Below are 23,540 nucleotides of genomic sequence, written 5' to 3' on the forward strand. Positions count from 1 at the left end.
TGTCCCGAAGTCCCCGTCGTCTCAGTCGATGATGAAGCCGAAGCCGGCCGGCTGCCCCGTCGCCGTGTCGACCTTGGCGGCGATGCCGTACAGCCGGTTCATGCGGCCGAGCAGCGCCGATTCCGAATCGGTCGCCGGCGCGAAGCCGTCATCCGGCCGCGACAGCTCCTTCTGCGCGACGGCGCGGACGACATAGGGCGTCACCAGCACCATCAGCTCGGTCTCGTTGTTGACGTAGTCCTGGCTGCGGAACAGCTGGCCGAGCACCGGAAGCTGATTGAGCCCGGGCAGGCCATTGATCGCCTGCTTGGTCTGGTTCTGGATCAGGCCGGCCATCGCCATCGAACCGCCGGAGGGAATCTCCAGCGTGGTCTCGGCGCGGCGGGTGCGGATCGCGGGGATGGTGACCGACGAGGCCGAGCCCGCGCTCGTGGCGTAGGACAGCGTGATCGCGTTGTCGTTCGACAGCTCCGACACTTCGGTCATGACGCGCAGGCTGATGCGGCCTTCGCTGAGCACGACCGGCGTGAAGTTCAGCGAGATGCCGAACTTCTTGAAGGTGACCGACGTGCTGCACAGTCCGGTCTTCGGATCGCAGGCGTAGCCGCCGGGGACGGGGAATTCGCCGCCGGCGATGAAGGTCGCGGACTCTCCCGAGATCGCGGTCAGGTTCGGCTCGGCCAGCGTCTTGACGACACCCGCGGTCTCCATCGCGCGCATCGTCGCCGACACCGATGACAGATTGCCGCCGCCAATGGCGGAGAGGCCGTTGCCGGCCACCAGCGACTTGCCATAGGCGGTGAACGGATTGGTCTGGTTGAAGTTCACCACCGCGGTGCCGTAGGTCATGCTGGCGCTGAGGTCGATGCCGAGCTGCTTGACGATCTCGCGCCTCACTTCGGAGACGTTGACCTTCAGCATCACCTGGTCGCGGCCGCGCACGGCGATCGAGTTGACGACCTTGTCGGTGCCGCCGACCAGCCGTGCCGCGATCTCGCCGGCCTGCTGCGCCTCGACCGGGCTCGACACCGAGCCGGTGAGAATCACGCCGTCGCCGACGCCGTCGATCTTGACGCCGGGAATGCTCTGGCTCAGCGCCTGGCGCACGCCGTTGAGATCGCGCTTGATGGCGATGTCATAGGCCGCGACCTGCTGGCCCTCGCCGTCGAAGAACACCACGTTGGTCTGGCCGACCGCCGCGCCGATGATGTAGGCGCGCCGCGCCGAGCGCACCACGGCGTTGGCGATCTTGGGATCGGCGACCAGCACGTCCTTGACGTCCTGCGGGAAGTCGACGACCACCGACTTGCCGATGCCGAGCGACATGTAGCGGACCTTCGACGAGCCGACCGAGACGACCGGCGTGTCCAGCCGCTCATCGGCCGCCTTCACCGGCGCCAGCGCCGGATTGAGCGCGAGCGCGACGGCTGCCGAGATGGAAAGCGCGCGGACGATCCCCATCCCCATCTTTGCGCGTTGATGCCCCTTCATTGTCCCCGTCCTTACTTTGCGCCCTGCGAGGTCGAAACCCCGTAGCGAATGATCTCGATGGCGTTGCCCCGCTGCGCCATCTGCTGCTGCTGCGTGTCGGACTTGCTGGTCTCGCTCGCATTGACGTCGGCGATGCTGCGCAGCGCGAGTGCGAGCGTGCCGGCCTGGCGTGCCCGGGCCAGCGTCTCGGCCTGCTCGGGCTTGAGCTCGAGCGTCACGGTCTTGCCGACCACCGTGTTCTGGCCTTCCTTCTCCTTCGGCGCCTGGTCGATCGCGAGCACGCGCACATTGGTGAGGATGGTCTCGGAGCTGACGGAGTCGGCAGCGCCCGGCTTGTCCGGATTCTTGTCGCGCTTGGAGAGAATGACGTCGACGCGATCGTTCGGCAGGATGAAGCCGCCGGCGCCGGTCTCCGGCGAGATCTCGGTGGAGATGGCGCGCATGCCGGCGGGCAGGATCGCGGCCATGAAGCCGGAGCCGTCCGACTTGACCAGCTTCTGCTCGCGGATCGGCTCGCCGACCACGAACGGCGCGCGCGCGATCGAGCCGACCAATTGATTGGCGGCTTCCGGGCGATCGCCGCGCCGGATGAAGATGTTGCTCGCCGCCTCGGGCCAGGTCTGCCACACGAGGTCGCCGGGCTTGATCGCCTGTCCGAGGCCGATGTCGGCCTTGGCCACCAGCACCTCGACGGTCGGCAGCTGCACGACCGGTGCGGCGGGCGCCGGCTGCTGGCCTTCGGAGTTGCTGACGAGATAGGCCGCAACGCCGCCAGCGCCGAGAGCGATGGTTAACACCACGATGCGTGCGGTCATCATGCGGGGAACTACTTTCTACTCATACACGGGGGGCAAACACGCTGATCGATCGACAGCGGTTCTCCCTGACTAACGACTAAGCGCCAATGGTATAAGCAGACTTGAACGAGGCGGGCCGCGGCAGCCGCCTCAAGCAACGATTGCGCAAGTGGTGAACAGGTTGTTAGCGTGCAAATAGTGAAACGCCGCGAATGTGTTAGCATTTCGCGGGCGGCACGTTTGCACGCAGCAATCGTCGTGCGCGCAACAGAATGAGATCGTGAGTTGCAGCCGCGCCTCAGTGGTCATCTCGTTAAGCTTGATCGTTTGCTAACAACATCGCTTAGGAACAACGACGACATCGACGCGGTTGTGCGATCGCGCGAGGAGATGCGGATCGGCCGATCACGCTTGCTTCGGCGCCTGCGCGAGACGTCCGCGCTGCACTCTCCAGGGGAGCGACGATGCCGAGACAGCCTGCCGCGCTGCACCGTAATCAGACGGGGCCGCATCTTCAGAAAGCGGAAAGGGGTTGGATCTACGATTCCGTTGGGCGGGATTTCCGACCTCATTTTCAGACTTCTTTAGGTTTTTGCGCGCACCGTTCCCTGATGATGGCTGGGTTCGTGCGCGGTGTATTTCGTTCGAAAATACACGCAGAGATTGCATTGACTGCGGCGCGCTGCGAAGAGCGGCGGGCGGTCGCGGGTCACGGGGATCAATGGGGATCGAGGGGAGGCGTGCGATGTCGGTTGCTCGATTCCTGAGGCAACGCGCGGTCCGGATCCAGACGGTCGGCACCTACACGCTGCCGAACTGGTATGATCCGCAAGGGAAGCTGCGCTCCTTCGCCTGCCGCACCACGCGGGTGTCGCCGTTTCGTGCGTTGCTCGACGTGCCCGTGGTCGGCAAGGTCGGCGACCGGTTGACGTCGTATTTCCGCGACTTCGGCAAGTTCGAAGGCGAGATCAGCGACACCGTGCATGGCGGCTTCCTGCTCGAGCTGGAGATGACGCGCGCCGAGCGCGCCAAGCTCGCCGAGAAGCTGGTCTGGCTGGAGAAGAAGCAGAAGGATCCGACGATCCGCGATTCCCGCCGCGACGCGCGCTTCGTGCCGAACTCGCCGCATTCGGAGCTGACGCTCGCCGACGGCAGCTGCATCCCCTGTCTCGTCATTGATGCCTCGATGTCGGGCGCGGCCGTCTCGGCCGCCGTCCAGCCGGAGATCGGCACGCCGCTCGCGGTCGGCAGTTGCATCGGCCGCGTGGTCCGGCATTTCCCCGACGGCTTCGCCGTCCGGTTCGTCGACACGATCCCGGCGTCGTCCGAGCTGGAGCGGCGCGTCATCACCCCGCCGACCCGCCCGACCCGCCAGAAGCTCGCCACGCACCATGACGATGAGCGCAGCCTCGAGACGCCGCAGGACTTCTTCCTGGTGTGAAGGCGTCGGGGCAGGGCGCGATCATAACCACGGCGATTCTTCACCCTCCAGGGGAGGGTGAGCAGCACGGCGCAATCGGCGCTTCCCCTCCACGGTCCGCCGTAGGGCGGCGACCTGCTGAGTCCGCCGAGCAACATCCGCGGTTTCGCGTATTGGGCGAGCAAGCGAATCCGGGCAAGGGGAACTGGCAGCCGCCCGCACGGTTAACGCGCTGTTAAGCGGCGTCGTGAATGCTTTGCGGTGCCGGGTGCAATGCCAGGAGGACCAGTTCCATGGAGGCCCAGAAGACCGCGGTCGACGCCGTCGTGATCCTGACCGGTTGCGACCGCGACGCCGTCGCCGCCTTCATCCGCCGGATGTATCTGGCCGGCGTGCGCGATCCGAAGCGGCTGACCTTCAAGGGGCTGCAGGAGATGGCGCGGGGCTGACGTCCCGGCGCCGGGGCCGGCGCCCGGCCCCTGTTGCCGCCAGAGCACGCCGAAGTGCTTTCCCTCGCCGGTTGCGATCACATCCTGCAACGCGGGGATGCAGCCTGCCGCACTTCCGGCTAAATTGACGCCCTCGCGGCTGGTATCAGGCGACCGTTGTCCACCTCGCCCACAAGGCGACACGGTTCTGCGCAACACGCTCTGAGCGGCCGGATCATGGGGACCGGGCATGCTCAGTCAGTTCTTCGCGCCACAGCTCATCGGCCTCTACATCCTGATCGGGGCCACCCTCTACGTCCACTTCCGCGGCAAGGAGCGGCTGCGCTTCGCGCGCCAGCTCGGCGATCACTCGACCTATCTCGCCCCCTACAATGTGCTGATGTATGCCGGCTCGGCCGTGCCGAACACGCCGGTGATCCCGGTCGAGCAGTTTCCGGAGCTCAAGACGCTCACCGACAATTGGCAGGAGATCCGCGAGGAGGCCGTGCGCCTGTTCGACGAGGGTTTTATTCGCGCCGCCGCCAAGAACAACGACTGGGGCTTCTATTCCTTCTTCAAGAGCGGCTGGAAGCGCTTCTATCTGAAATGGTACGACGACTTCCTGCCGTCGGCGCGCACGCTGTGCCCGAAGACGGTGGAGCTATTGAACTCCATTCCGAGCGTCCACGGCGCGATGTTCGCGATGCTGCCGCCCGGCGGCAAGCTCGGCGCCCACCGTGACCCCTTCGCCGGCTCGCTGCGCTATCACTTAGGCCTGGTCACCCCGAACTCCGACAAGTGCCGCATCCTGGTCGACGGCGTGCCTTGCGTCTGGCGCGACGGCGAGGCCTTCATGTTCGACGAGACCTTCATCCACAGCGCCGAGAACGCGACCGACCTCAACCGCATCATCCTGTTCTGCGACGTCGAGCGCCCGATGAAGTACGGCGTCTTCACCGCCATGAACCGCTGGGTCAGCCACCACATCGTCAAGGCCTCGGCGACCCAGAACATCGAGGGCGAGCACGTCGGCGTGCTGAACAAGGTGTTCGGCAAGCTGTACGAGTTTCACTTGGCGACGAGGAAGGTGAAGGCGTGGAACAGGGCGGTGTACTATGCGGCGAAGTACACGCTGACGGTGGCCGTTGTCGGCGCGATCGTGGTGTCAGCGTTTCGGTGAGCAGAGTAGGGCGGATTAGCGAAGTGTAATCCGCCGTTCTTTGCTGTGAAACGCGGCGGATCACGCCTTCGTCTAATCCGCCCTACGTTTGTTGCATCAAACTTCGAGTAAAATATGGACCTTGCCGGGAAGGTGATCACGAAGCTCCCGCTCGAGGAGTTGTGGAACGAAAGAGAGATGCTGAACGCTAGGCGCGTTTCCTTCGGGCTGAAGGCGTTGGAAATAGTACAGATGCTGCAAGCCGGTGCAACTTTCGTCGTGGCGGACCTCGGGCTATGCCCTCGCTGGATAGATCCGGCGTATCGGTTCACGTTCTGGAAAACTGAGGTGAAGTCACGACTTGCAGATCGTGATGAGCCGGCCTTACTCGATCGCTTCCCCGGCGGATACTGCTACTTCGCATCCAAATGGCAAATTGCTGACGGGCTGCCACTGATAATTCTCGAAAGGAATCATTGATAAGCGAGATTTGAATGGATGAGCGCAGCGCCGCCGTGTTTCCTCATCAAGCGCGGCGGGTTACGCCTGCGGCTAACCCGCCCTACGCTTGCGCTTATGCAGAACCTACTTCTCGGCAAAGGAATCTAGGAGCGACCGAAATCTCCTTCTGATCTCGTCCGCCTGATAAAGGTATTTGCGGCTGAATTCCAGAGTCAGGACGCCCCATTGCACCCCGGTCGGCTCCGCAATGATGCAGTCGGGAGTCCTGTTCGTGATCTTATCGCAGGCAAAAACCAGAGGGCCTTCGGTCGTATCCTTGAGATAAAGCTCATGGTCGGCTGCCTCACATAATCTGTAACCAGATTCGACCGTATGGAAGACGCCCGGTCCTTTGTCGGCACACCAGCGATTCCACTCAAGCTGCCTTGCGGATAGGTCCAGCTCCTTCTGCCAGCCGCGGACCTCTACGCTCAACTGATCTCCGTGTCCGCCGTAATAAGGACGCTTCAGGAACTTATCGACATTGTTCGCTGTCCGCGGCACCAGCTCGGGAAGCAGGACGTGAATCTCGAAGGTTGTATTTTTCGTCGGATCAACATCTGACCGGTTTAAATCGACCAGATAGTTGCGCGGAATCTTGTAGACCTTGTTTCCAAAAGCAATCGGAATAGGCCGGGTGTCGAGAGATGGATACTCTCGAAACAGCTCGTCATCAGACGCGTGCCTGTTGACCATCTCCTCGAGGGACTCGTGCTTCTGTAGTAGCGGATCACGATTGGCGGGTTGATAGAAAGACCTGTAGCCCAAGAAGGATCCTGCGATCAGCACAATCACAAAGGCTGAGCGGACAACCCACTTCGTCAAGTCGGGAGTCTTTGCGCCGGGGGAAATGCTGGCCGTGCCATATTGCCTTCGTCCAAACTCAGCCATATCCCTGGTCCACTTGGCACCCTTGCTTGGGTTGCGATATTTCTTTTCGTCGACGGTTAGTACGCCAGGCGATGAATTCGGTTAAGGGGGAGGTCCGCGATCTCACCCCGACATCAAATCACGGCCAAGGCCATGGAAGCTCGCGGGCAGCCACAATCCCATGCGCTTTTTCGCTTTCCGTTCATCGCGGTGCTCTAATCCCAATCCATTCCGCCAATGACGCCAAGAAACCAACCGCCGAAGAAGGAGACTGTAAGCATCAGGAGATTGGTCGTCGTGGAGGGAGCAAGATCCTGCTTGTCCTGAACATGTTCAAAAACGAGCAGTCCCAATCCCAAAATTGGTCGCGCAGAGTCCGGGCCAAATCGCACGTCGCCGCGCTACGAGCCGCCGGGCCGGAGTAGCCCACCGAATGTTCCGTGATAGGGTGCTGGATCGACGAAGCGATACCGCACCACTCAAGACGACCACGATCAAACAGGCAGTCAGGAAGTACATTCGAATCGTCCTTAAGCGCCAAAGGTCGCAGGCAAGCTGTAGCGTGATTTGATTGCTTTGACCTTAAGTAGATACCGAACAAGCGCCGTATCGAAGCGCTATTCCGAACGCGGCAATGATAAACCCTATCAAATGGCAAACTCTGCTCTGGGCATTTTCGCTAGTCCGAGCAGGGACTGACATTCGCGTCCATCCATGAGCGCCGGGCGGCGCTTAGTCTGGCCTCGGGCAAATCATCCGCCAACTGAAATTCTGCCAAGCATTTCTGAAAACAGAAACGACTTGACAATTTCGCCAAATCAGCATTATGGTTTGTCCATCCCGTTGCACGGTAGGGGACGGTTCGCGGTCGTCACGGACGTTGGCAGCGGGGAGCGGTGGACGCGGGCGGCGGCGTGTGATGAGCACGGACGACCGTTCGTCTCGCGGACGGTGAAGGCGTGTGGTTCTGACACTCCGAAGCTAGTGTCCAGCGTAATGCGCGAGAAGCGCATTGCGCTACATGGTGGCCAGAAAGCCCGGTGCACCAGGAAGAGCGCGCTATAGCCTGTTAAAACCATCGCGCGGGGAGGGCCGGGTGTGTTCGGCCAGACCTGTGGTGACTGCCGCCTGCTTTTTGTTTGCAGGCGGGCCACGGGCGCGGCCAGCGCCCGGCCTTCCTCGCGCCCTCCATCTGGAGAGGGCGGGAACTGGAGCATCACTCGGGCGCGGAATGCGTCGCGAGAAGGTGGATGCTCGTCCCCGATTGACGCGATGCTGTTTGAGATTGTGGAGATGATGATGCGGCTTTCGGCGTCGTGAGCGAACTCGTCCGGAGTCCTCATGACGCCCCTGGATTGCTTCGCTGCGCTCGCAATGACGGAGTATGCGGCCGACCGCGGGGGCGGTGAGCTCCCCTCCCCCTTGCGGGGAGGGGTTGGGGGTGGGGGTCTCGGGCGATGACGTTTGTTGGGACGCGGGGGATGGATCGTTGGGAGCGGTGCTGCGGAAGAGCGTCGGAGAAAGCGGCGCGGTGGTCGCTGTGGGAGCGGGGGCGCTGCGCGACTTGATCTTGGGGGATCGAGGCAGCGGAGTTCGGGGACCCCCACCCCCGACCCCTCCCCGCAAGGGGGAGGGGAGTGGACTGCCGGTGCGGTGGATGGTGGGGCAGCTCGGAGACAACGCATGAAAAAGGCCGCGCTGGGCGCGGCCTTTTTGCAGATCGAAGCGTGGACGCTCTGGCCGCTTACTTCGCCGCCGGCCCGATGCTCACCTTCAGCGTGCCGACGCCATCGACGCCGCATTCGATCTTGTCGCCGGCGACGACCGCCGCGACGCCGGCCGGGGTGCCGGTCATGATGATGTCGCCGGCGGCGAGCTCGACCTGTTGGGAGAGCTTCCAGATGATCTCCGGCACGTTCCAGATCAGCTCGGAGAGGTCGCCGGTCTGGCGCTCGGTGCCGTTGACGGACAGCCAGATCTTGCCCTTCGCCGGGTGGCCGATCTTGGACGCAGGCACCACGGCGGAGCAGGGCGCGGAATGATCGAAGGATTTGCCGACCTCCCAGGGGCGCTGCATCTTGCGCGAGGCGAGCTGCAGGTCGCGGCGGGTGAGGTCGATGCCGACGGCGTAGCCGTAGACGTGGTCGAGCGCCTTGTCGGTCGGAATGTTGAGACCGCCGCTCTTGAGCGCGACCACCAGCTCGACCTCGTGATGCATGTCCTGGGTCAGCGGCGGGTAGGGGATGACGGCGCCCTCGGGCGCCAGCATGTCGGCGTGCTTGGCGAAGAAGAACGGCGGATCGCGCTCGTCATTGCCCATCTCGCGGATGTGCTCGAGATAGTTGCGGCCGACGCACCAGATGCGGCGGACCGGAAAGACACCGGCTTCGCCCTGGACGGGAAGCGAAGGCTGCGGGAAGGCCGGGATGACGGTGGAGCTCATGAAAGGTCTCGATGCGGTGAAATGATCGGGTCAGGACGTCGCGGTCATGGGAATGACGTTCGGCCCCATGTCGCGCTGTTGCAGGCGGAAGAACGAAGCATAGCGGCCGCCACGGCGCAACAGATCGTCATGCCGGCCCCGCTCGACGATGTCGCCGGCCTCGACCACGAGGATGGCGTCGGCGTTCATGATGGTGTGCAGGCGATGCGCGATGACGATGGTGGTGCGGTTCTGGCAGAGATGCTCGATCGCCTCCTGCACCTGGCGCTCCGACTCGGAGTCCAGCGCGGCGGTGGCCTCGTCGAGCAGGATGATCGGCGCATTGCGGACCAGCGCGCGGGCGACCGCGATGCGCTGGCGCTGGCCGCCGGAGAGCTGCGTGCCGTGCTCGCCGACCGGCGTATCGTAGCCCAACGGAAAGCCCATGATGAAGTCGTGCGCACAGGCCGCCTTCGCCGCCTCGATGATCTCGGCCTCGGTGGCGCCAGGCTTGCCGAATGCGATGTTGGCGCGGATGGAGTCGCGGAACAGGTAGACGTCCTGGCCGACATAGGCGGCCTGCTCGCGCAGGGAGCGGCGCGACACCTGCGAAATCGACTGGCCGTCGATCAGGATGTCGCCCTCAGTGGCCTCGTAGAAGCGCAGCAGCAGCGCCAGCACCGTGGACTTGCCGCCGCCGGACGGGCCCACCAGCGCGGTGACCTTGCCGGGCTCGGCGACAAAGCTCATGCGGTTGAGCACCGGCTCGTTGCCGCGATACGAGAACGAGACGTCGCGCAGCTCGATCTTGGCTTGCGTCAGCTTCAGCGCCGGCTTGTCGTCGTCGGGCTTTTCGCTGGCGGGGCTGTCGACCACTTCGAGCAGCATGCGGGCGCCGACCAGCTGGCTGTTGAGATCGATGTTGAGCCGCGCCAGCCGCTTGGCCGGCTCGGTCGCCATCAGGAAGGCGATCATGAACGAGAAGAACTGGCCCGGCGTGGCGTCGAGCGCGACCACGGAATAGCCGGCATACATCAGGCAGCCGGCGACGGCGAAGCCGCCGAGCATCTCCATCAGCGGGTTGGAGCGGTTCGAGACGCGCGCCATCTTGTTGGCGTTCTGCTCGACCGCGGCGATGTTCGCATCGATGCGCGCGCGCATCGTGTCCTCGAGCGTGAACGCCTTGACGGTGCGGATGCCCTGCAGCGATTCCTGCATGGTCTCCAGGATGTCGGCATTGCCGGTGAACTGGCTGTAGGCGAGGCCCTTGATGCGCTTCACGAGCTTGCGCAGCACCAGCATCGCCGGCGGCACCACGACGAGGCCGAGCAGCGACATCCAGGGATCCTGCAGCACCATCACGGCGATCATGCTGATCAGCGTGACGAGATCGCGCCCGACGGCGTTGATCAGCATGCTCAGGATGTCGGTGATCGACTTGGCGCCCGCGGTGAGGCGGGCCAGGAACTCGGAGGAATGGCGCTCGGAGAAGAAGCCGACGCTTTCGCTCATCAGCTTGGCGAACAGCTGCCGCTGATTGTTGGCGAGAATGGCGTTGGAGATCTTGGACAGGATGACGGCGTAGCTGTAGGTCGTCACGCCCTTGACGAACAACAGCAGCACGGTGACGCCGGAGAGCACGACGATGCCGGGAATGCTCTTCTCGACATAGGCCTTGTTGATGACCTGGCCGAGCACGTAGGTCGCCGCGGCGCTGGCTCCGGCGGCGACCGCCATCAGCGCAAACGCGGTGAGATAGCGGCGCCAGTAGACGAGGCCCTGTTCCATCACGAGGCGGCGGATCAGGATCGCGGCGCCATAGGGATCGTCGGTGATCTTCTTCGGAAATTCGGCCATTCTGGTCCCTGGCCGCCCTCGACAAATCGCCGGGCGGACAAGAGTGCTTGCCCGCTCGGGGCGGCTTTTTCAAGCCCCCCGCATCCCGCTTAAGTCCTTGATTCTAGGCCGAGGCCCGCTGCTCGTGCTCGCTGTGGCGTTCCAGGAACAGTTTCTGCTCCCAGGCCAGCGCGTGGGCGGCGATTGTTTCCAGATCGTCATAGGCGGGCGTCCAGTCGAGCAGCGCCCTGAGACGGCTGGTATCGGCGACCATGGCCATCATGTCGCCGGGGCGGCGCGGTCCGTATTGCACCGGGATGGCGCGGCCGGAGACGCGGCGGACGGCCTCGATGGTCTCGAGCACGGAATAGCCGCGGCCATAACCGCAGTTCAGCGTGACGGAACTGCCGCCGCCGCGCAGATAAGCGAGCGCGGCGCGGTGCACCTGGGCGAGGTCGCTGACATGGATGAAATCGCGCACGCAGGTGCCGTCCGGGGTCGGATAATCGGTGCCATAGACGTCGATCTTGGCGCGCTGGCCGGTGGCGACCTCCATCGCGATCTTCATCAGATGCGTGGCGCCGACGGTGGCGGAGCCGATGCGGCCAAAAGGATCGGCGCCGGCGACGTTGAAATAGCGCAGCACGGCGTAGTTGAGATCATGCGCCGCGGCGACGTCGTGCAGCATGATCTCGGTCATCAGCTTCGAGCTGCCATAGGGCGAGGTCGGCCGGGTCGGCGCGGTCTCGGGCACCGGGATCTGCTCCGGCGCGCCGTAGACGGCGGCGGTGGAGGAGAAGATGAAGCGGCTGACGCCGCGCTTGACCGCCGCATTCAGCAGGCTGCGCGTGGTCATGGTGTTGTTGCGGTAGTACAGCAAGGGATCGCGCACCGATTCCGGCACCACGATCGAGCCGGCGAAATGGATGATGCTGTCGACGCCGTGCTGGCTGATGACGCCGTCGACGAGGTTCTCGTCGCCGGCATCGCCGATGAACAGCGGCACGCTGTCGGGCACGAAGCCGGAAAAGCCGGTCGAGAGGTTGTCGATCACCACGACGCTCTCGCCGGCCTCGGCCAGAGCGAGCACCATGTGGCTGCCGACATAGCCGGCGCCGCCAGTGACAAGCACGGTCATTGTTTGACGCGGTCCCTGTTTGTTTTGCGGCACACTAACGCCCGCGAAATGAAGGACCGGTTGCGGGAATCGCGAACTGGCGGGCGTGCTTAATGTTGCGTATAGGGAACCGTTGCAATTGGAGTTGATGGTGCAAGCCGAGCCGTTTTCCGCAGCCGATCTCGACGTGATCGTGCCGAACCTGCACCGCCGCTATTCCGGCGTGACGGCGACCAATCGCATGGTGGCGCCGAAGCTGGCGCGGCTGGTGCACGCGGCGTGGCTCGGCAGCTACGCGCCGGAGGGGATCGCGCGGATGCGCGCGCGCGATCTGCTCGGCGTCTGGCGCCGGCGGCGGCCGCTGATCTGGCACGCGCGCCGCAATGACGAGATGATCGTCGGCGTGCTCATGCGTGCGCTCGGCTGGCCGTTCAAGCTGGTGTTCACCTCGGCCGCGCAGCGCCATCACAGCTGGATCACGCGCTGGCTGATCCGCCGCATGGACGCGATCATCGCGACCAGCGACATCTCGGCGTCCTATCTGAAGCGCGCGGCGGTGGTGATCACGCACGGCGTCGACACCGAGGTGTACAAGCCGCCGGCCGATCGCGCCTTAGCCTTCGCCGAAAGCGGGCTGCCGGGCAAATACGCCATCGGCTGCTTCGGCCGTGTCCGCGCGCAAAAGGGCAGCGACGTGTTCGTCGCCGCGATGTGCCGGCTGTTGCCGCGCCATCCCGATTTTTCCGCCGTGCTGGTCGGCGCCGTCACGCCCGAGCAGATGCCGTTCGCAGCCGAGTTGAAGAAGCAGATCGCGGCGGCCGGCCTCGAGCAGCGCATCGTCGTCACCGGCGAGCTCGACATCGCCGATGTCCAGCGCTGGTATCAGCGCCTGACGATCTACGCCTTCACCTCGCGCAACGAAGGCTTTGGCTTGACCCTGATCGAGGCCATGGCCGCCGGCGCCGCGCTGGTCGCAGCGCGGGCGGGAGCTGCGGAGATCGTGGTGGAGGAGGGCGTCACGGGAAAGCTGGTGCCACCGGGCGATGTCGATGCGCTGGTGGCAGCGCTCGAGCCACTGATGCAGAATCCAGAAACTGCTAGCGTCATGGGCGAAAAGGCACGGACGCGCGTGGTGGAGAAGTTCAGCCTCGAGGCGGAGGCCGAGAAGATCGCGGCGGTCTATCGCGGGCTTGTCTGAGCGATGACCTCGGTGACGAACGCATCGAGGTCGCCGCCGGCGAACAGAAAGCCGGGCAGGCCGGCGGCTTCGGCGGCTGCGATGTCGGAGGCGCGGTCGCCGATTACGAAGCTGCCCTCGCGCCGGACGGGCCAATGCTGCATCAGGTCGAGGATCATCCCCGGCTGTGGTTTGCGCCAGGGATGCTCGCGCAGATATCGCTCCACGGAGCCTTCGGTATGGTACGGGCAGTATCGGATGTCGTCGATCACGGCGCCCTGCGCCGCCAGCTCGGCCCGCATCCACTGATGCAGGCTGAGCACGTCGTCCTCGCTGAACAGCCCGCGCGCCACGCCGGACTGGTTGGTGAACAGGAAGACGTGATACCCGGCCTCGTTCAACCGCCGGATCGCCGGCGCCACATTCGGCATCCACCGGATACGCTCGGGCGAGCCGATGTAGTTGTCGTCATGATTGATGACGCCGTCGCGGTCGAGAAACGCCGCGGGTTTCAGGGGCGCAGTGGTCATCTAGGTCTCGTCTCGCATCAAGGCCGCCTCGATCGTCTCGCAGATGCCATGGGCGGTGGCGAGATGAATCTGCTGGATCAGCGGCGTGTCGTCGCTCGGCGCGACCAGCAGCTCGTCGCAGAGCTCGCCCATCGCGAGCCCCTTGGCGCCGGTGAAGCCGATCGTGACCAGCCCGCGCTGCCGCGCTTTGCGCAGCGCATTGAGGATGCTCGGCGAGCGACCCGAGGTGGAGATCGCCAGCAGCACGTCGCCGCGTGCGCCGAGGCCCTCGACCTGGCGGGCGAAGACATGGTCGAAGCCGTAATCGTTGCCGATCGCGGTCAGCGCCGACGTGTCGGTGGTCAGCGCGATTGCCGCCCAGGCCGGCCGCTCCTGCTTGTAGCGGCCGACGATCTCGGCCGCGATGTGCTGAGCATCCGCCGCGCTGCCGCCATTGCCGACGATCAGCAGCTTGTGGCCAGAGCGCAGCGCCGCGATGATCTCAGCCGCAATCCGCTCCGCGCTGGCGAGCATCGCCGCATCGCCCGCGGCACGCTCCATCGCCGCGTGGGAGCGGGCGAGGTGGCTGGCGATCAGGCTGTCCGGTGCGTGGGTCACGATGACGGCTCGCGTGGCGATGAGGCCGGTGTATGGGGCGCGCTGCTCCAGCGCAAGCTAGGGCGCGACCGGAATGGCCGCATCAGCCAGCACGCGCTGCGCGATCGCGGCGACGTCGCTCGCCGGGATGTCGCGCATGCAGCGGTGGTCGTTCATGCGGCAGACCGGGCGATGGCAGGGCTGGCAGGGCACTTGAGTCTTCGTCTGCACCGTCGCGGCCAAACCGTTCAGCGGCGCCCAATGGTAGGGGCTGGTGGGGCCGAAGATGCCCATGGTCGGCGTGCCCAGCGCGGCGGCGATGTGCATCAGCCCCGAATCATTGGAGATGGCCACGCCCGCGGCGGCCATGGCCAGGATACCGTTGCGCAGATCGGTTCCGGTGAGGTCACGGATCGCGGGACCGCCGGCGGCAACGATCTCGGCAGCGAGCGCCTTCTCGCCGGGGCCGCCGACCACCCAGACGTCGAGGCCGGCGTCGAGCAGCAGCTTGGCCGCCTCGCCGTAGAACGGCCAGCGCTTGGCGGCGCCGACCGATCCCGGCGCCAGGGCGACCGTCGCGCGGCTGCCGAGGCCATTGGCCTCGCGCCAACGCGCGACGTCCTCGGCCGGCACACGAAGCTGCGGCACCGGCCATTCAGGGGGCAACGGCGCGCCGTCGGGCCGAGCGAGGGCGGCATTCTTGTCGATGAAGCGCGGCAGCGCCTTCTCGCCCCAGCGCCAGCGATTGAGCAGCCCGAACCTGAACTCGCCGACGAAGCCGACGCGCTCGGGAATGGCCGCCAACGCCGGCGCCAGCGCCGATTTCCAGGTCCGCGGCATCACCAGGGCGGTGCGATAGTGGCGCTCGCGCAACAGGCTGGCGAGCTGCCACTGCTTGGCCAGCGCGAGCCGGCTGCGCGGCAGATCCCAGACGATGCCGGAGCGCACGCCCGGCATGTAATCGACCAGCGGCGCGCAGAGCGAGGTCACCAGCAGGTCCACCGGGCGATTCGGCCAGCGCTCCTTGAGCACCCGCACCACGGTGTGGCCGCGGACGAAGTCGCCGATCCACATATAGGGGATGATCAGGATCGGGCTGGTGTCGTCAGCGTCCACCGCGATATCAGACGAATTCAAGTTCATTCTTTGACTGCCTGGCTCCGCCGCGCTGGTAGCCGCTCAGCCGCCGCAGGTAAAGTGGGCCGGACCGGGCCCTCACCAAAGCGCTTACACTTTGCCCTCGCATGCGCTACGCGAGGGCCGGGTTTTCGGGATCAGGACGGGTTACGGAATGTTGCTGGTGACCGGCGGCGCCGGGTTTATCGGATCGAATCTGGTGGCGGCGCTGAACGACGCCGGTCGCACCGATGTCGTCGTCTGCGACACGCTCGGCAGCGAGGGCAAGTGGCGCAATCTGGCCAAGCGGCAGCTGGCCGATGTCGTGCCGCCGTCCGATCTGGACGCCTGGCTGAAGGGCCGCAGGCTCGACGCCGTGCTGCACATGGGCGCGATCTCCGCAACCACGGTGGTCGACGGCGATCTCGTGATGGAGCGCAACTTCCGCAGTTCCCTGCGCCTGCTCGACTGGTGCACGGCGAATACCACGCCGTTCATCTACGCGTCCTCGGCGGCCACCTATGGCGACGGCGCGCAGGGCTTCGTCGATGATCCCTCGCTCACCGCGCTGAAGACGCTGCGGCCGATGAACCTCTATGGCTGGAGCAAGCATCTGTTCGACACGGCGATCGCGGCGCGTGCGGAACGCGGCGAGCGGCTGCCGCCGCAATATGCCGGCTTGAAGTTCTTCAACGTGTTCGGCCCCAACGAGTACCACAAGGGCTCGATGATGAGCGTGCTGACCCGCCGCTTCGACGACATCAAGGCCGGGCAGACGTTACAACTGTTCAAGTCGCATCGCGAGGGCATCGCCGATGGCGACCAGCGCCGCGACTTCATCTATGTCGACGACGTCGTGCGCGTCATGCTGTGGCTGTTGGCCACGCCGTCGGTGTCCGGCTTGTTCAACGTCGGCACGGGGCAGGCACGCAGCTTCAAGGACATGATGCTGGCGGTCTATGCCACGCTCGGAGCCACGCCGCGGATCGCGTACGTCGACATGCCCGAAGCGATTCGCGGCAGCTACCAGTACTTCACCCAGAGCAACGTCGACCGCCTGCTGGCCGCCGGCTACAACGGCGGCTTCACGCCGCTGGAGGATGCGGTCGCCCTCTATGTCCGAGACTATCTCGATTCCGCCGACCGCTTCCGCTAGACGATGTCGTCCCGATCCCTGCACCGAGACTGCCGCTGATGTTCGACTTTGACGATCTCTCGCAAGCGATCGCCCGCCAGACGGTGCTGTGCGTCGGCGACCTCATGCTCGACGAGTTCGTCTATGGCGACGTGTCGCGGATTTCCCCGGAGGCGCCGGCGCCCGTCATCGCGGTCCAGCGCAGCGAGACCAATATCGGCGGGGCCGGCAATGTCGCTCGCAACATCGCCGCGCTCGGCGCGCGCTGCATCTTCGTCGGCCTGGTCGGGCAGGATGCCGCGGGCGATCAGCTCGAAAGCGAGCTTGCCCGGGTCGACGGCATCGAGCCCGTATTGGTGCGCGATCCATCGCGGCCGACGACGCGCAAGGTGCGCTTCGTCTCCGAGCATTTCTCGACGCACATGCTGCGCGCCGATTGGGAGCGTGCCGCCCCGGCATCCGAGGACATCGAGCAGACGCTGATCGCGGCCATCCTGCCGCTGATCGCCCGCGCCGACATCGTGCTGCTGTCCGACTACGCCAAGGGCGTGCTGACCGCGCGCGTGCTGCGCAACGTGATCGACGCCACGCGCAAGGCCGGCAAGCGCGTGATCGTCGATCCGAAGAGCGCCAATCTCGCGATCTATCGCGGAGCCAGCGTGCTGACGCCGAACCGCAAGGAGTTTTCGGAAGCCACCCGCAGTCGCGCCGAGACCGAGCAGGAGATCGCAGCGGCCGCGCAGGACGCCATCTACCTCGCCGATTGCGAAGCCATCCTGGTGACGCAGAGCGAGCGCGGCATGACCCTGGTGCCGCGCCAAGGCGAGCCCGTGCACGTGCCGGCCTATCCGGTAAAGGTGCGCGATGTTTCAGGCGCCGGCGACACTGTGGTTGCTGTGCTGGCCTCAGCGCTTGCGGCAGGCGCAGCCTGGGAAGATGCTTTGCGGATGGCGAGCGCGGCAGCGGCGGTGGCCGTCAGCAAGCAGGGCACGGCTAGCGTGACATCGGCCGAGCTGCGCCGAAAGATCCTGCCGCATGCCTATCGGGCGGCTGAGGAGAAGATCATCGAAAACGATGGCGAGCTCACGGCCCGCGTCGCGGCGTGGCGCGCGGAGGGACTGCGTGTCGGGTTCACCAATGGCTGCTTCGACATCCTGCATCCCGGCCATGTGAAGGTGCTGACGGCCGCGCGGGCCGCCTGCGACCGGCTGGTGGTCGGGCTGAACAGCGATGCCTCCGTGAAGCGCCTCAAAGGCGACAGCCGCCCCGTTCAGGACGAGCGCGCCCGTGCTGAGGTTTTGGCGGCGCTGGAGGCCGTGGACCTCGTCGCGATCTTCGCCGAGGACACGCCGCTGCGCCTGATCGAGCTGGTCCGGCCGAGCGTGCTGGTCAAGGGCGGCGACTACACGCGCGAGCAGGTGGTCGGCCACGATGTCGTCGAGGCCTCCGGCGGCGAGGTGCTCCTGATCGACATCTTGAAGGGACACAGCACGACCGCGCTGGTCGACCGCGCGCGGAGCGATCAGCGATGAGCGCGCTGGCAGGTCATCCCGGCCCGGCGCTGCTGGCGCGCCGCTGGCGCGATCCCGCGGCCTGGCGGACCACCGTGGACGTCGTGGCGATTCTCCTGACCGCCTCGCTGCCATGGTCGACCTCGCTGGTGTCGATCCTCGGCGCCGTCATGCTGATCACGATGCTGCCGTTTCTCGATCTTGACCGTCTGCTGAAGATCCTGAAGCAGCCGATCTCGCTGGCCCCGATCGCGTTGTTCGCCCTCGCTTTGGTGGGCACCTTGTGGTCGGACGCGGCCTGGGGCGCGCGGCTCTACGCGGTCGGGCCAGCCGCGAAGCTGCTGGTGCTGCCGGCGCTGCTCTACCACTTCCAGCGCTCAGAGCGGGGCCTGTGGGTGTTCACCGCCTTTCTCGCCTCCTGCGTGCTGATGGTCGTGATGTCGACGGCAGTCGCGTTCAATCCGGCCTTGGCTTTGAAGGCGAACGCCGACCGCGGCATCTTCGTGAAGAACTACATCGACCAGGGCCAGGAGTTCTCGCTCTGCGCGGTCGCGCTGGCCTATCCGATCGCGCAGCTCTTACGGGCCCGCCGCTTTGTGCCGGCCGGCATTCTCACCGCGATCATGATCGCGTTCCTGGCCAACATGATCTTCATCGTGGTCTCGCGCACGGCGCTGGTCACGATCCCGATCCTGCTCGCAGTGTTCGGCCTGATACATCTGAAATGGCGGGCCAATCTGATGATCGCAGTCACGGCTGTCGTGATCGGCCTGGCCGCATGGTCGGTGTCGCCGCAATTGCAGCAGAAGCTGTCGACCTTCACGCAGCAATACCAGGATTATAGGAATGACCGCGGCGTCACCTCGATCGGCGAGCGGCTGGAGTTCTGGCGCAAATCGCTGCACTTCTTCGCTGATGCGCCGCTGATCGGGCATGGCTCGGGCTCGACGCGCCATCTGTTCGAGCTGGCCGCGAGCGGCCGCACGGACCTGGCCGCAGGCACCGTGGTCGGCAATCCCCACAACCAGACGCTCAACGTCGCGGTGCAGTGGGGCACGGTCGGCGTGGTCATTCTCTACGCGATGTGGGCGGTCCATCTGCTGCTGTTCCGCGGCGACGGCCTCGTGCCCTGGATCGGCTTGCTCGTGGTGGTGCAGAACATCTTCACCTCCCTGTTCAACTCCCACATCTTCGATTTCCACGAGGGGTGGATGTATGTGATCGGCGTGGGCGTCGCCGGCGGCATGGTGCTGCGATCTCGGACGAAGCCCGATGCGGGGCAGGGGGCCGTCACGTCATGACGCGCCTGTCGCAACTCAATTCGCGGAACCTGCTAATCGCGGCGCATGACCTGCTGGCCAGCATCGTCGCATTGTTTGCGGCGTTCTACATCCGGTTCGAAGGCGCCAGCACGTTCTGGGACCGGGTGCCGCTGCTGCTGCAGATCCTGCCTTACTTCATCGCCTTCAGCTTCGTCGTCTTCTACTTCTCCAACCTGCTGACCACGAAGTGGCGCTTCACCTCGCTGCCGGACGCGCTCAACATCGTGCGCGTCGCGACCGTGCTGGCGCTCGCTTTCCTGGTGCTCGACTACATCATCGTCGCCCCCAATGTGCGCGGCACGTTTTTCTTCGGCAAGCTCACGATCATCCTGTTCTGGTTCCTGGAGATCTTCGCGCTCAGCACGCTGCGCTTCGCCTATCGCTATTTCCGCTACACGCGGGTGCGGCGGCACGCGCGATCCGATGACGCGGCGCCGGCGCTCCTGATCGGCCGCGCCGCCGATGCCGAGGTCGTGCTGCGCGGCATCGAGAGCGGTGCGGTCAAGCGGATCTGGCCGATCGGCATCCTCTCGCCGTCGACGGCCGACCGTGGCCAGCTGATCCGCGGCGTTCCCGTGCTCGGCGGCATCGACGACGTCGAAGACGTCGCGGCGGATTTCGCCCGACGCGAGCGGCCGATCGCGCGCGCGCTGATGATGCCGACCGCGTTCGAGCCCGACTGTCATCCGGAAACCTTCCTGATGCGGGCGCGCCGGCTGCGCCTGATCGTCAGCCGGCTGCCGTCGCTGGAGAGCGGCGATGCACCGCGGCTCGCGCCGGTCGCGGTCGAGGACCTGCTGCTGCGGCCGAGCCACAAGATCGATTACGGCCGGCTGGAAGCGCTGGTGCGCGGCAAGGCCGTCGTCGTCACCGGCGGCGGTGGCTCGATCGGCGCCGAGATCTGCCAGCGCGTCGTCGCGTTCGGTGCGGCGCGGCTGCTCATTCTCGAAAATTCCGAGCCCGCGCTCTATGCGATCACCGAGGCGCTGGCGGCTGATCCCGAGGCGAGCGTCGTCGTCGAGGGCCGGATCGCCGACATCAGGGATCGTGACCGTGTGTTCGCGCTTGTCGGCGAGTTCAAGCCGGATCTGGTGTTTCACGCCGCCGCGCTTAAGCACGTGCCGATCCTGGAGCGTGATTGGAGCGAGGGCGTCAAGACCAACATCTTCGGCTCGATCAACGTGGCTGATGCTGCTGTCGCTTCGGGGGCCGAGGCGATGGTGATGATCTCCACCGACAAGGCGATCGAGCCGGTGTCGATGCTGGGCCTCACCAAGCGGTTCGCCGAGATGTACTGCCAGGCGCTCGACCGGCAGCTCGCTGAGCGGCCGGCGGGCCGGCCGCCGATGCGGCTGATCTCGGTGCGGTTCGGCAACGTGCTCGCGTCGAACGGGTCTGTCGTGCCGAAGTTCAAGGCGCAGATCGAGGCGGGCGGTCCGGTGACCGTGACGCATCCGGACATGGTGCGCTACTTCATGACCATCCGCGAGGCCTGCGATCTCGTCATCACCGCAGCCTCGCATGCGCTGGCGCCGCAGCGGCCGGATGTTTCGGTCTATGTGCTGAATATGGGCCAGCCGGTCCGCATCGTCGAGCTCGCCGAGCGCATGATCCGCCTTTCGGGACTGCAGCCGGGCTACGACGTCGAGATCAAGTTCACCGGCATCCGCCCTGGCGAGCGGCTGAACGAGATCCTGTTCGCGAGCGAGGAGCCGCCGGTCGAGATCGGCGTGGCCGGGATCATGGCGGCGACGCCGAACGAGCCGCCGATGCCGACGCTGAAGGCGTGGATCGCGGCGCTTGATCAGGCGATCGGGCGCAATGATCCCGTCACGATCAAGTCGGTGCTGAAGGATGCCGTGCCGGAATTCGGCTCGAGCGCGGCCTAAGGCTTCAACGGCGTGGCCGCGAGAACCGGCTCAACACCCAGGTGACGGCGCCAAGACCGAAGACGAGCAGGATGGCGTCGGCGACCAGCGACTGCAGCGCCACGGAGAGGACGGCGAGCGCCGCAAGCGCGATGTTGAGGATGAATACCTCGCCAACGACTCGCGTGACCGTGAAGCCGTTGTCGGTGGCTCGTTGATAGAAGTGCGTGCGGTGCGCGGCCCAGAACGGCTCGCGCCGCGCCATCCGCCGCAGCAGGGTGAAGGTGGCATCGACCAGATAATAGAGCGGCAGCAGCAGCGCGGCGGCGATGGATCCCTGCCACGCCAGATGCAGCAGGCCCCAGCCGAGTAGCAGCCCGATCGGCAGACTGCCGACATCGCCGAGAAAGACTTTTGCCACCGGACGATTGAATGGCGCGAAGCCGAGCAAGGCGCCGCATAGCGCGGCAGCGATGGCGGTCGCCGGCCAGGGTAGCTCACCGGAGAGGCCGAACAGGACGAGCGTCGCGGTGATCGGCACCGCCTCGGCAACGGTCATCAGGTCGAGCCCGTCCATGAAGTTGACGAGGTTGACGAACCACAGGCCTGCTATCAGCAGCAGCGTGCGCTCGACCGCCAGCGGGATCGGAAACAGGCGGAGATCATCAGGCGCGCTGAAGACGACGAGGCCGACCGCGAGCCCCTGCAGAATGAAGCGCGGCAGCACCGGGATGGGCCTGATGTCGTCGACCAGGCCGACCAGCCCCAGCATCGGCACGGCGATGAACAGCATCGTCAGGGGCGCAAACCCGAGCACGGACGCAAAGGCGCCGCCGACCACGAGCGTCGCGCCGACCACGGCAATGCCGGCGCCCTGCGGCGTCGGGATCTTGTGCGAGGAGCGCGCGTTCGGCCGCGCCAGCGCATAACGCTGCAGCAGCGGGCGCAGCAGCACGATCGAGACGGCGCACATCACGGCCGCGAGCAGCGCGATGACGGCCAGGACGGTCGTGGGATGGGCGATCATCACCGCGTACCCGACGAAGCAATGAGGCGATCGTAGAGCGCCACCACCGAGCGCCCGATGATCCGAGCCGAGAGCTTGTCCTCGACCAGCTGGCGGGCCGCCGCGCCATAGCGGGCGCGCAACTCGGCCGAGGCCGCGAGCCGCGCCATCGCCTGGGCCAGCGCGCCTGCGTCCTCTACCGGCACCGCCAGTCCGGTCTGCTCGTGGATGGCAATCTCGCGACATCCCGGCGCATCGGTCGAGACCAGGGGCCGGCCGCAGGCCGCGGCCTCCAGCAGGCTCACGGGAAGCCCTTCGCGATGCGACGGCAGCACGGCGACGTGACAGCGCCGCCAGAGCTCGCTGATGTCCTTGATCTGGCCGAGCAGGGTGATGCCCGGCTCGTTGCGCCAGGCCTCGATGTCTTCCGCCGAAACCGACGCCGGATTTGCCGGATCGGGAGAGCCAGCGATCAGCAGCTGGTCGTCGCGGCCCTGCTGGCGCAGCAGGCGATGTGCCGCCACCAGGGCCCAGATGCCCTTGTCGGTGAGCAGGCGCCCGGCGAAACCGAACGTGATCGGCCCGTCCGGCTCGGGCAGCGGCTGGAAACGGTCGGTGTCGACGCCGGAGCCTGGGATCAGCGTGATCTTGTCGGCGCGAACGCCCATGGCCTGCAGGGCATCGCGATCATCCGGGTTCTGCACCAGCACGCAACTCGGCGCGCGGTTCATGAGGCGCGGCAATAGCCAGAGCAGGCCGCGCTTGAGCAGACGCGAGCGAAAGCTGGCCGACGTGAAGACGTAGCCGAGGCCGGTCAGCGCGTTGACGACCGGCGTTGTGTGGCCCAGTGCGGCCAGCGAGCCGAGCACGCTTGCCTGCAGCCCGGAATGATGCAAGACATCAGGCCGAAGGCTGGCTTCCACAGCCCGGATGGCGCGGATCGTGGGGAGGGCGGCCGACGGCGACAGGCCGCCGCGCTGGAACGGGATCGGATGCAGCACGAACCGCTCGGCGGCGATCGCGGCCGCGCCCGCATTGACGTTGGTCGCGACATGCACCTCGTAGCCGGAATCGCGCGCAGCCCGCGCCATCGGCAGGCGATGCATCAGGAAGGCGTAATCCTCATTGGCCACATAGAGCAGGCGGCGCGGCGAAGCGGGGTGGGGCGAGAGCATCAAATTCACGGGTTCGGACGGTCGAAGGGCCGTATAGGCCAAGACCAGGCCGCGCGCGAGACGTTATATGCGCCAAAACAACC

The 23,540-nt window shown here is 65.7% G+C and carries 20 protein-coding genes; 9 read left to right on the forward strand and 11 right to left on the reverse strand.

Going from position 1 to position 23,540, the window contains the following annotated elements:
* Positions 1–21 precede the first annotated feature (21 nt).
* Positions 22–1,491: a type II and III secretion system protein family protein gene (locus ACVILH_RS17045; RefSeq protein ID WP_456713916.1), complete on the reverse strand. Its 1,470-nt coding sequence runs from the start codon at positions 1,489–1,491 to the stop codon at positions 22–24.
* A gap of 11 nt (positions 1,492–1,502) precedes the next feature.
* Positions 1,503–2,309, reverse strand: a complete 807-nt coding sequence (gene cpaB / locus ACVILH_RS17050) for a Flp pilus assembly protein CpaB (RefSeq protein WP_456713917.1) — start codon at positions 2,307–2,309, stop codon at positions 1,503–1,505.
* A gap of 724 nt (positions 2,310–3,033) precedes the next feature.
* Between cpaB and ACVILH_RS17055 the strand changes: the two genes are divergently transcribed.
* From ACVILH_RS17055 to ACVILH_RS17070, 4 genes are all read left to right on the forward strand, one after another.
* Positions 3,034–3,729 (forward strand): PilZ domain-containing protein, encoded by a 696-nt coding sequence (locus ACVILH_RS17055; RefSeq protein WP_456713918.1) that lies wholly within the window; start codon positions 3,034–3,036, stop codon positions 3,727–3,729.
* Positions 3,730–4,001: 272 nt separating this feature from the next.
* A complete protein-coding gene (locus ACVILH_RS17060; RefSeq protein WP_006608993.1) occupies positions 4,002–4,157 on the forward strand; it encodes a hypothetical protein in 156 nt (51 codons plus the stop codon).
* A 229-nt stretch (positions 4,158–4,386) separates the two neighbouring features.
* Positions 4,387–5,316, forward strand: a complete 930-nt coding sequence (locus tag ACVILH_RS17065; RefSeq protein ID WP_456713919.1) for an aspartyl/asparaginyl beta-hydroxylase domain-containing protein — start codon at positions 4,387–4,389, stop codon at positions 5,314–5,316.
* 114 nt (positions 5,317–5,430) lie between these two features.
* The gene (locus ACVILH_RS17070) at positions 5,431–5,775 is read left to right on the forward strand and encodes a hypothetical protein (protein ID WP_456713920.1); all 345 of its coding nucleotides are present in this window, start codon (positions 5,431–5,433) and stop codon (positions 5,773–5,775) included.
* Between the two features lie 105 nt (positions 5,776–5,880).
* Here the strand turns inward: ACVILH_RS17070 and ACVILH_RS17075 are convergent, their stop codons facing one another.
* The 4 genes from ACVILH_RS17075 to galE form a co-directional block, all read right to left on the reverse strand.
* A complete protein-coding gene (locus ACVILH_RS17075; RefSeq protein WP_456713921.1) occupies positions 5,881–6,687 on the reverse strand; it encodes a hypothetical protein in 807 nt (268 codons plus the stop codon).
* Between the two features lie 1,723 nt (positions 6,688–8,410).
* Positions 8,411–9,109 carry a fumarylacetoacetate hydrolase family protein gene (locus ACVILH_RS17080; protein ID WP_456713922.1) on the reverse strand — a complete coding sequence of 233 codons (699 nt, stop codon included), beginning with the start codon at positions 9,107–9,109 and terminating at the stop codon, positions 8,411–8,413.
* 30 nt (positions 9,110–9,139) lie between these two features.
* Positions 9,140–10,945 carry an ABC transporter ATP-binding protein gene (locus ACVILH_RS17085; RefSeq protein WP_456713923.1) on the reverse strand — a complete coding sequence of 602 codons (1,806 nt, stop codon included), beginning with the start codon at positions 10,943–10,945 and terminating at the stop codon, positions 9,140–9,142.
* Positions 10,946–11,048: 103 nt separating this feature from the next.
* Positions 11,049–12,062 carry a UDP-glucose 4-epimerase GalE gene (gene galE / locus ACVILH_RS17090; protein ID WP_456713924.1) on the reverse strand — a complete coding sequence of 338 codons (1,014 nt, stop codon included), beginning with the start codon at positions 12,060–12,062 and terminating at the stop codon, positions 11,049–11,051.
* A 127-nt stretch (positions 12,063–12,189) separates the two neighbouring features.
* On the opposite strand from galE, the gene ACVILH_RS17095 reads away from it, so the two are divergent.
* Positions 12,190–13,239, forward strand: coding sequence for a glycosyltransferase family 4 protein (locus tag ACVILH_RS17095; protein WP_456713925.1), 1,050 nt, complete (start codon positions 12,190–12,192; stop codon positions 13,237–13,239).
* Here ACVILH_RS17095 and ACVILH_RS17100 read toward each other — a convergent pair.
* Genes ACVILH_RS17100 through waaF form a run of 3 tightly spaced genes read right to left on the reverse strand, consistent with a single transcriptional unit; the run spans position 13,221 to position 15,467 of the window.
* Positions 13,221–13,748, reverse strand: coding sequence for a D-glycero-alpha-D-manno-heptose-1,7-bisphosphate 7-phosphatase (locus tag ACVILH_RS17100; RefSeq protein ID WP_456713926.1), 528 nt, complete (start codon positions 13,746–13,748; stop codon positions 13,221–13,223). The genes ACVILH_RS17095 and ACVILH_RS17100 overlap by 19 nt on opposite strands.
* Positions 13,749–14,345: a D-sedoheptulose 7-phosphate isomerase gene (locus ACVILH_RS17105; RefSeq protein WP_456713927.1), complete on the reverse strand. Its 597-nt coding sequence runs from the start codon at positions 14,343–14,345 to the stop codon at positions 13,749–13,751.
* Between the two features lie 57 nt (positions 14,346–14,402).
* Entirely contained in the window at positions 14,403–15,467 is a 1,065-nt protein-coding gene (gene waaF / locus ACVILH_RS17110; protein ID WP_456713928.1) for a lipopolysaccharide heptosyltransferase II, read from the reverse strand.
* Positions 15,468–15,615: 148 nt separating this feature from the next.
* On the opposite strand from waaF, the gene rfaD reads away from it, so the two are divergent.
* Genes rfaD through ACVILH_RS17130 form a run of 4 tightly spaced genes read left to right on the forward strand, consistent with a single transcriptional unit; the run spans position 15,616 to position 21,297 of the window.
* Positions 15,616–16,596, forward strand: a complete 981-nt coding sequence (gene rfaD / locus ACVILH_RS17115) for an ADP-glyceromanno-heptose 6-epimerase (RefSeq protein WP_456713929.1) — start codon at positions 15,616–15,618, stop codon at positions 16,594–16,596.
* Positions 16,597–16,634: 38 nt separating this feature from the next.
* The gene (rfaE1, locus tag ACVILH_RS17120; protein ID WP_456713930.1) at positions 16,635–18,107 is read left to right on the forward strand and encodes a D-glycero-beta-D-manno-heptose-7-phosphate kinase; all 1,473 of its coding nucleotides are present in this window, start codon (positions 16,635–16,637) and stop codon (positions 18,105–18,107) included.
* Positions 18,104–19,387 carry an O-antigen ligase family protein gene (locus tag ACVILH_RS17125; RefSeq protein ID WP_456713931.1) on the forward strand — a complete coding sequence of 428 codons (1,284 nt, stop codon included), beginning with the start codon at positions 18,104–18,106 and terminating at the stop codon, positions 19,385–19,387. Before rfaE1 ends, ACVILH_RS17125 begins: the two co-directional genes overlap by 4 nt.
* Entirely contained in the window at positions 19,384–21,297 is a 1,914-nt protein-coding gene (locus tag ACVILH_RS17130) for a polysaccharide biosynthesis protein (protein ID WP_456713932.1), read from the forward strand. Before ACVILH_RS17125 ends, ACVILH_RS17130 begins: the two co-directional genes overlap by 4 nt.
* Before the next feature lie 4 nt (positions 21,298–21,301).
* Here ACVILH_RS17130 and ACVILH_RS17135 read toward each other — a convergent pair whose 3' ends face one another.
* Both ACVILH_RS17135 and ACVILH_RS17140 read right to left on the reverse strand, forming a co-directional pair.
* The gene (locus ACVILH_RS17135; RefSeq protein WP_456713933.1) at positions 21,302–22,303 is read right to left on the reverse strand and encodes a glycosyl transferase; all 1,002 of its coding nucleotides are present in this window, start codon (positions 22,301–22,303) and stop codon (positions 21,302–21,304) included.
* On the reverse strand, positions 22,303–23,457 hold the full coding sequence (locus tag ACVILH_RS17140) for a glycosyltransferase family 4 protein (protein ID WP_456713934.1): 1,155 nt from the start codon (positions 23,455–23,457) through the stop codon (positions 22,303–22,305). The genes ACVILH_RS17135 and ACVILH_RS17140 overlap by 1 nt, the downstream gene beginning before the upstream one ends.
* Positions 23,458–23,540 lie beyond the last annotated feature (83 nt).

The sequence above is a fragment of the Bradyrhizobium sp. USDA 4353 genome, from assembly GCF_054063215.1.